The organism is Megasphaera sp. DISK 18 (assembly GCF_001682955.1).
GTDB lineage: Bacteria > Bacillota > Negativicutes > Veillonellales > Megasphaeraceae > Megasphaera > Megasphaera massiliensis.
Window position 1 is genome coordinate 21,100 of the sequence record NZ_LUGJ01000013.1, and the last position, 6,735, is coordinate 27,834.

A 6,735-nucleotide genomic window follows, 5' to 3' on the forward strand; every position below is an offset into this window, starting at 1 on the left:
CCTTATAGTACGCTGTCTATGAGCTTCTTCGTATAGTCCTGCTGCGGATGGCGAATTACCTCCTCCGCTGTTCCCGTCTCTACGATCTTTCCGTCGTGCATGACGATGACCCGGTCGCAGAAGTCTTGAACCAAGGCGATATCATGAGAAATGAAGAGATAAGACATCTTCAATTCCTTCTGCAGTTCATCGAGGAGGGACAGGATGTCGGCCTGTACGGTTACATCCAGGGCCGACGTGGCCTCATCGAGAATCAACAGCTTAGGCTGAATGGCCAGGGCCCGGGCGATGGCCGCTCTCTGGCATTGACCGCCGCTGACCTCATGAGGATACCGGTCGGCAAAGGCTGCCTCGAGGCCGCAGCGTTCCAAGAGGCGCTGACATTCTGCCGCGGCGTCTTTTTTTGACCGGCCGTGATTGCGCAGGCCTTCGGTGATGCCGTCTCCCAACGTCCGGCGAGGATCGAAGCTTTCCACGGGCAGCTGAAAGACCATCTGCATTTTCCCGTAGGCCTGCCGCAGTTTTCTGCCGGAAGCTTTCGTAATATCTTGGCCCTCCAGGATGATGCTTCCGGAGGTCCCATCGAGCAGCCGTGTCACCATCTTCGCCACCGTTGTCTTGCCGCTGCCGCTTTCACCGATGATGGCTACCTTTTCTCCTTCGCCGACGGAAAAGGTCACATCATCGACGGCCAGAAAATCATTCCCATCGGCAGCGGTAAAAATTTTGCGGAGGTGTGTTGCGCGTAACAGTTCTTCCATCAGTTACCTCCTTAGCTTCGGCACGGCGGCCAGCAGTTTTTTCGTATAACTTGTCCGGGGATGTTGTAAGATTTCCTGCACGTCTCCGTATTCCACCATTTGGCCATCCTTCATGATCAGCATCGTGTCCGCCATGGCCTTAATGACGCCGATATTGTGGGTAACCAGCAGAATGGCGGTGCCAAACAGTTTCCTCGCCAGCAGCATTTCCTCGATGGCTTGTTTCTGTACCGTAACGTCTAAGGCCGAAGTGGGCTCATCGGCCAACAGGACCTTCGGTTTCAGGAGCATGGCCGCCGCCACGCCCACACGCTGCTGCATGCCACCGGAGAGTTCAAAGGGATAGCTGTCTAAAATACGTCGGGGGTCCGTAAAGCCTAATTTTGTCAGCAGGTCTTGGGCCTGCGTTTCCACAGCCTTTTTATCCGTATAGCCGTGAGCTGCCATCATTTCTCGGATTTGCGCCCGTATCGTTCGAATGGGGATAAAGGAAGTCCCGGCATTCTGAAAAATCATGGCGATCTCCGGGCCGCAGAGGGGGCGCATGTCCCTTTCCGAAAGGTCCGGCAGGTTCTTGTCCTGATACCAAATATCGCCGCGGGTGACGAGGCCGTCTCTGCCTAAAAGACCCATAGCCGCCTTCAGCAGCGTCGACTTCCCACTGCCGCTTTCGCCGGCAATGCCGAGGATTTCCCCGGCTTGAAGGTCAAAGCTGACATCTTGGACGACCCGCCTTCCGTTATAACTGATATCTACCTGATCATATCGTATGATACCGCTCATCCTTACCTCCGATTCTTTGGGTCCAGCCAGTCACGGACCGTATCCCCAAGGAGATTGAAAACCATAACCGACACAAAGATGGCCACGCCGGGAGACAGGGTTACCCAAGGATGAGTCGCCAAGAGATTACGGGTATCACTCATCATGCTGCCCCACTCGGGAATCGGCGGCTTTGCGCCCAGTCCCAGAAAAGAAAGCCCGGCTAATTCCATCATCATCGTGCCGATATCGAGCATGGCCGTGACCAATATGGGGCCGGCAATATTGGGAAGGACATGCTTGTAAATCAATTGAAAGGTATTGTTTCCTGCCATTTTAGCGGCCTGCATATAGGTTGCCGATTGCTGGGCTAAGGCCTGACTGCGGGCCAGACGAGCATATTTGGGCCAGTTGATGGCCGCCAGGGCTAAGATGGCGTTATGAACACCGCCGCCTAAGACAGCTGCCACGGCTAAGGCAAAGACCAAGCCGGGGAAGGCCAGAAACATATCGGCCAGGCGCATGAGCAGTGTATCGATCCATTTTCCCGACCAGGCACAGACAATGCCGATGAGACTGCCAAACATGGTAATAAAACCGACCAATAGGAGGGTAGAAAAAATACTCGTATAGCTGCCGGCAATGATCCTTGAGAGCATATCGCGGCCGAAACGGTCGGTACCCAGCAGATGTTCGGCAGAGGGCGCTGCCTTGGCAATGGCCAGATTCTGTTCATACGGGTCATAAGGACACAGGGATTCGCTGAAAAAGGCAGCGGCAATCAGTAATAAAGCCAAGAGCGAGAACGCGATCAGTTTATATTTGAGCCGGTCCGTTTTCACGGTCTGCATTCGTACCGTAACGTCCTTCACTTGCGGCTCACCCCCAGCCGGATACGCGGGTCCAGATGATGATACAGCAGATCGGATATCAGATTGACCACGACATAGATGATCGCCATCCACATGACATAGGCCTGAATCAACGGATAGTCACGCATATTGATGGCATCGACGGCCAGCTTGCCGACACCGTCCCACATGAAGATGCTTTCGATAATAGCCGTACCGCCCAAAAGGCTGCCGATCGATAAGGCCAGCAGCGTCATAATGGTCAGCATGGCGGATTTCATGACATTCTTCCAAAGAATAACCTTGCGGCTGACCCCACGGGCCTTGGCCCCCAACACGTAATCCTTGTTCAGCTCTTCCAGTACTGTCGAACGGACCTGCCGCAGATACTTCGCCGACATGGCAATGGCCAGGGTCAGCGTCGGCATGATGGCGCTTTGCCCGTCCATCCCGCCGGAGATAACCGGCAAAACTTTCAGATGGATTCCCAACAACTGCATTAACAACATGGCGACAAAGAAATTCGGCATGGCATTGCCGATAAAACTGCAAAAGCGCAGGATCAAATCTTCCGCCTTATTGTGACGGACAGCTGCCAAAATGCCCAAGGGCAGGGACATCACTACCGTCAGCAGTATCGATAGTGTTGTCAGCAATATCGTCGCCGGCAGTTTTCGCAGAAAGGATTCCAGCACGGGCTCGCCCGTCACATAGCTCATACCCATATTTCCGTGCAGCATGGCCCAGAGCCAGGATGCATACTGCCGGAAGAAGGGCAGATTCAATCCCAGCTCGGCCTTTCTGGCATCGATGATTTCTTGGGCCACCTCTACGCCGCGGTTGGTATACATTTCCGTTACGGCATCACTGCCCGCCATATACATCAGCAGGAAGGACAGGAAGGTAATTCCGAACAGAATGGGAATCAACTGTAGGAAACGCTGCAGTGTATAATTCAACATGTCTCATCCTTTCTTCGTTTTCTTCATAACTTTAATAATACATGAAAAAATGTATACATATAAGCCCTATTGGGGGATATTGAACGATGATAATTGCAGATTAAGCCTTAAATTCAAAGATTTGACGACGAAAGAATGGTAAATTGATTTGTTAATGACAGTTTTTTGAAAATTTCCTTTAGTATCGGTATTTTCCCCGAGAAATGCTAAAAACATTCTTTATTATCCCCATAGGGGGCTTATAAATTTTTATTATATTCGATAAACTAATAGCAATGAATGATATGAATAGAAAATTTTTAAAGCCCTACCGACGAAGGCTTTCGGAGTTTGCGGCAGGAGGGCGTAGGAGAGCAATTAATATGGCGACAAATAATATGAAATATAATGAAGACATCGATACGTATGGTGAGCTGAATCGCGAAATCGAGGCCTACTGGGACTCTCGCAGTGATGATTTCAGCAAGACGAGACGAAAAGAACTGAAAGGCCCCAGTGCAGAAGCTTGGAGCAGGCTGCTTAAGGAAAAACTTCCTCAGGGACAGAAACTTCGTATTCTGGACATCGGTACCGGCGCCGGCTTCTTTGCCATCTTATTAGGGAAAATGGGACACGCCGTGACGGGTATCGATATGTCGGGGGCCATGCTCCATGAGGCGAAGATCAATGCCCTGGCCTATGGCGTGGCAGCTGCGTTTCAGAAGATGAATGCCCAAGAGCTTGATTTCGAATCGGAGTCCTTCGATGTCGTCATCAGCCGAAATCTCACCTGGACCCTGCCCGATGCGATGGCGGCCTATCAGGAATGGCATCGCGTATTGAAGCCACAGGGCTTACTGTTGAACTTTGACTCCGATTACGGGCAGGAAACGTTTTCAAAGAAAGACAATCAAGAACATGTCCATGCCAATATCGACCAAGAACTCATCGACACCTGCAACAACATCAAAGACGCTGTCCGCATCAGTAATCATCGTCGCCCGGACTGGGATATAAAGTATCTGAAAAGTCTTGGCATGGAAGTGGATGCGGAAGCCAATATAGCGCCGCGCGTGCACAATGATCCCGATATGCAGTACGACGATGTTCCACTGTTTGCCATCTATGGGAAAAAATTATTTCCTAGAGATATCCTTTAAAGGGCTATCACCAAAGTGAGCTATCGGAGAGGCAGCCCTTTCATACGGCTTACTTTGGCGGCAGGCTTTAGTCAATACGTGCAAAATATGGTATAATACGAATAGATTAATGGCTTTTATGTCATGCTGCTCCAATATGATTAAAACGCGGGTTCGGAGCGTTTGCGATAGAGATTTTCACAGAAAATCCTGGAAAATGCAGAAACATAAAATCAGCCCCGCGGATGCCCTTTGTAAGGAGGCTGTTAAGAACGACTGAACATACTCCTTTCTTTGTGAGAAAGGAGTTAATGCAAGGAATCCTCATAAGGGGACTGAAACCTTTTTTAGGCCATATCCCGTCATGAAACCATGACTATGTCGTATTACCAAAATCCCCGTAAGGGGTCTGTTTTAAGGCGTGAAAAAGCCATGGATTTATGCTTTTTTCATAGATCCATGGCTTTTCTATTGGCTGTATTCTATTCTCATGATGTTTTTTCAAAAATGGCGGATTCTGTTTTATTGTATAAACAAATCTCTCCCACAACAGTGGCAAACTGTTGCTTCTGGGCGGCTATATTCACCACAATATGGGCATTTATGGAAGCCATTTCTAGCTTTTCCTCTATCGTTAGGTTTTATTTTTAAGCTATGAATCATTGCTATTATCCACAAGGTATCACTATAGATAAACCATTTAGCAAAACTTCTACCCTTACGATAGGCAATATTTGCTGGAATTAACGCGAGTAGTGCAGTTAAAAAATAAATTGCACTAGCTTCGCTGTCGGAACCGGACAAAAAAAATGATGGCAATATGGCTCCAAAGAAAATACCCATGAGATTGTTCATAAGATAATGTGTCTGTGTTGAAATGGTCAATGTTATCGCCTCTTGTTATATATATCATCATATATAGTATACGATAAAATCATAAAAATATCTATTTCAAAATGAAGTACCAATGGAATAAATTTGCTGCCGCCTGGGATTATAGCACCTATATTCAAGTGTTAAGACTCAGTTTGGCCTCTTATGGATTTACTCAAGAAGTTAAGAACTAAAATTCCCAGATTTAGTTAGACTCTTTTTTAGAAAAAGGAGGTAATCCATAGGGGGACTGAGACTCTTATGAAGCTTTCGCTAAACAAGCTTAGCTAGCCATGTCATATTACCGATTTCTCCGCAAGGAGGAAAAGGACGTATTCTTAATCAATCTATTTTGATTCACTAGGATGTTGTGTTACTGGAATTCCCGAGATGGGCTGTGATGGCTTTTCTTGGGGATTTGTTCTATTTGGCTCCTTCGTTGCGGTGCAGTGGTTTGACAAGGTGCAGCGAAAAAAGTATACTTGAGATAAGTCAAGGTAATACTGACTTTGCCTGACCTTTGGAAAACCTATTTTAGGGTCAAAAACCCCGTAGGTTTGAAAATTTCCAAAATGGCTACAAATGGCGTAACGAAGCGGATAAACGACACTGCCAGATTTTTATTTTTCACCCGGGTCCCCCGAAAAGGAGAAAAAAGGCCGAGGTTTGAAAAATCGCCTGTGAGCCCAGTCAGGGAGCGGGTACTGAGGGATAGAGTCAGCGTACCAAAATCCCCGTAAGGGGACTGAAACATAAGGACCTTGTGGCTTCCGGCGATAGGTGCGCGGGTCAGCGTACCAAAATCCCCGTAAGGGGACTGAAACTGGATGGCCGTTAGCTCGATGGACGAAGGTCCATCAGTTGTCGTATTACCAAAATCCCCGTAAGGGGATTGAAACTCCTTATGCGTCAGACAATAAATTAACCACTTAAGTCGTATTACCAAAATCCCCGTAAGGGGACTGAAACTTCGATTTCTCAGAATTAAACGTCTTCACGACGTTCAAGTCGTATTACCAAAATCCCCGTAAGGGGACTGAAATCATCCGATGCCTATCCCACCTGTTAGACTACTCACTCGTCGTATTACCAAAATCCCCGGAGTTACATGGACTCTTTTTTTGAAAAAGAAGTTTGTACCATGGGGGACTGAATCTGACGCTCTGATGTTTCTACTTTTGTCGTAGGGTATTGGCGCATGCCTTGCCTGTTGGGGAGGGATATTCTTACAAGACCCCGGACCTACTTGGACTCCTTTTAGAAAGGGGAGTCATACAATAGGGGACTGAGACAGGTTTGTCAGTAAGCCAACTAATATGCCTTCTAGCGTCGTATTACCGTTTTCCTCGCAAGGGGTCTGAATGCACGATGAAAGACCTATCGTCTTTTTTGAACTGCTACCCGTCAA

Annotated in this window: 6 protein-coding genes and 1 CRISPR repeat array; of the genes, 1 reads left to right on the top strand and 5 read right to left on the bottom strand. The window is 48.1% G+C overall.

The genetic code is table 11. The annotated features are described in order from the left end of the window. Nucleotides 1-2: 2 nt before the first annotated feature. The 4 genes from A0U42_RS03080 to A0U42_RS03095 are packed head-to-tail and all read right to left on the bottom strand — an operon-like array spanning nucleotide 3 to nucleotide 3,336. Nucleotides 3-761, bottom strand: a complete 759-nt coding sequence (locus tag A0U42_RS03080) for an ABC transporter ATP-binding protein (protein ID WP_065359822.1) — start codon at nucleotides 759-761, stop codon at nucleotides 3-5. Nucleotides 762-764: 3 nt separating this feature from the next. Further along, the gene (locus tag A0U42_RS03085) at nucleotides 765-1,544 is read right to left on the bottom strand and encodes an ABC transporter ATP-binding protein (protein ID WP_065359823.1); all 780 of its coding nucleotides are present in this window, start codon (nucleotides 1,542-1,544) and stop codon (nucleotides 765-767) included. A 2-nt stretch (nucleotides 1,545-1,546) separates the two neighbouring features. Continuing rightward, on the bottom strand, nucleotides 1,547-2,374 hold the full coding sequence (locus A0U42_RS03090; protein ID WP_065359824.1) for an ABC transporter permease: 828 nt from the start codon (nucleotides 2,372-2,374) through the stop codon (nucleotides 1,547-1,549). 17 nt (nucleotides 2,375-2,391) lie between these two features. After that, entirely contained in the window at nucleotides 2,392-3,336 is a 945-nt protein-coding gene (locus A0U42_RS03095; RefSeq protein WP_065359825.1) for an ABC transporter permease, read from the bottom strand. 362 nt (nucleotides 3,337-3,698) lie between these two features. On the opposite strand from A0U42_RS03095, the gene A0U42_RS03100 reads away from it, so the two are divergent. Beyond that, complete coding sequence (locus A0U42_RS03100) at nucleotides 3,699-4,475, top strand: class I SAM-dependent methyltransferase (RefSeq protein WP_218055516.1); 777 nt, start codon at nucleotides 3,699-3,701, stop codon at nucleotides 4,473-4,475. A gap of 501 nt (nucleotides 4,476-4,976) precedes the next feature. On the opposite strand, the gene A0U42_RS11560 is transcribed toward A0U42_RS03100, so the two are convergent. Further along, on the bottom strand, nucleotides 4,977-5,339 hold the full coding sequence (locus A0U42_RS11560; RefSeq protein ID WP_141669492.1) for a hypothetical protein: 363 nt from the start codon (nucleotides 5,337-5,339) through the stop codon (nucleotides 4,977-4,979). Nucleotides 5,340-6,043: 704 nt separating this feature from the next. Further along, a CRISPR array of direct repeats spans nucleotides 6,044-6,443; the repeat unit is 29 nt; unit sequence TACCAAAATCCCCGTAAGGGGACTGAAAC. Nucleotides 6,444-6,735: the final 292 nt, after the last annotated feature.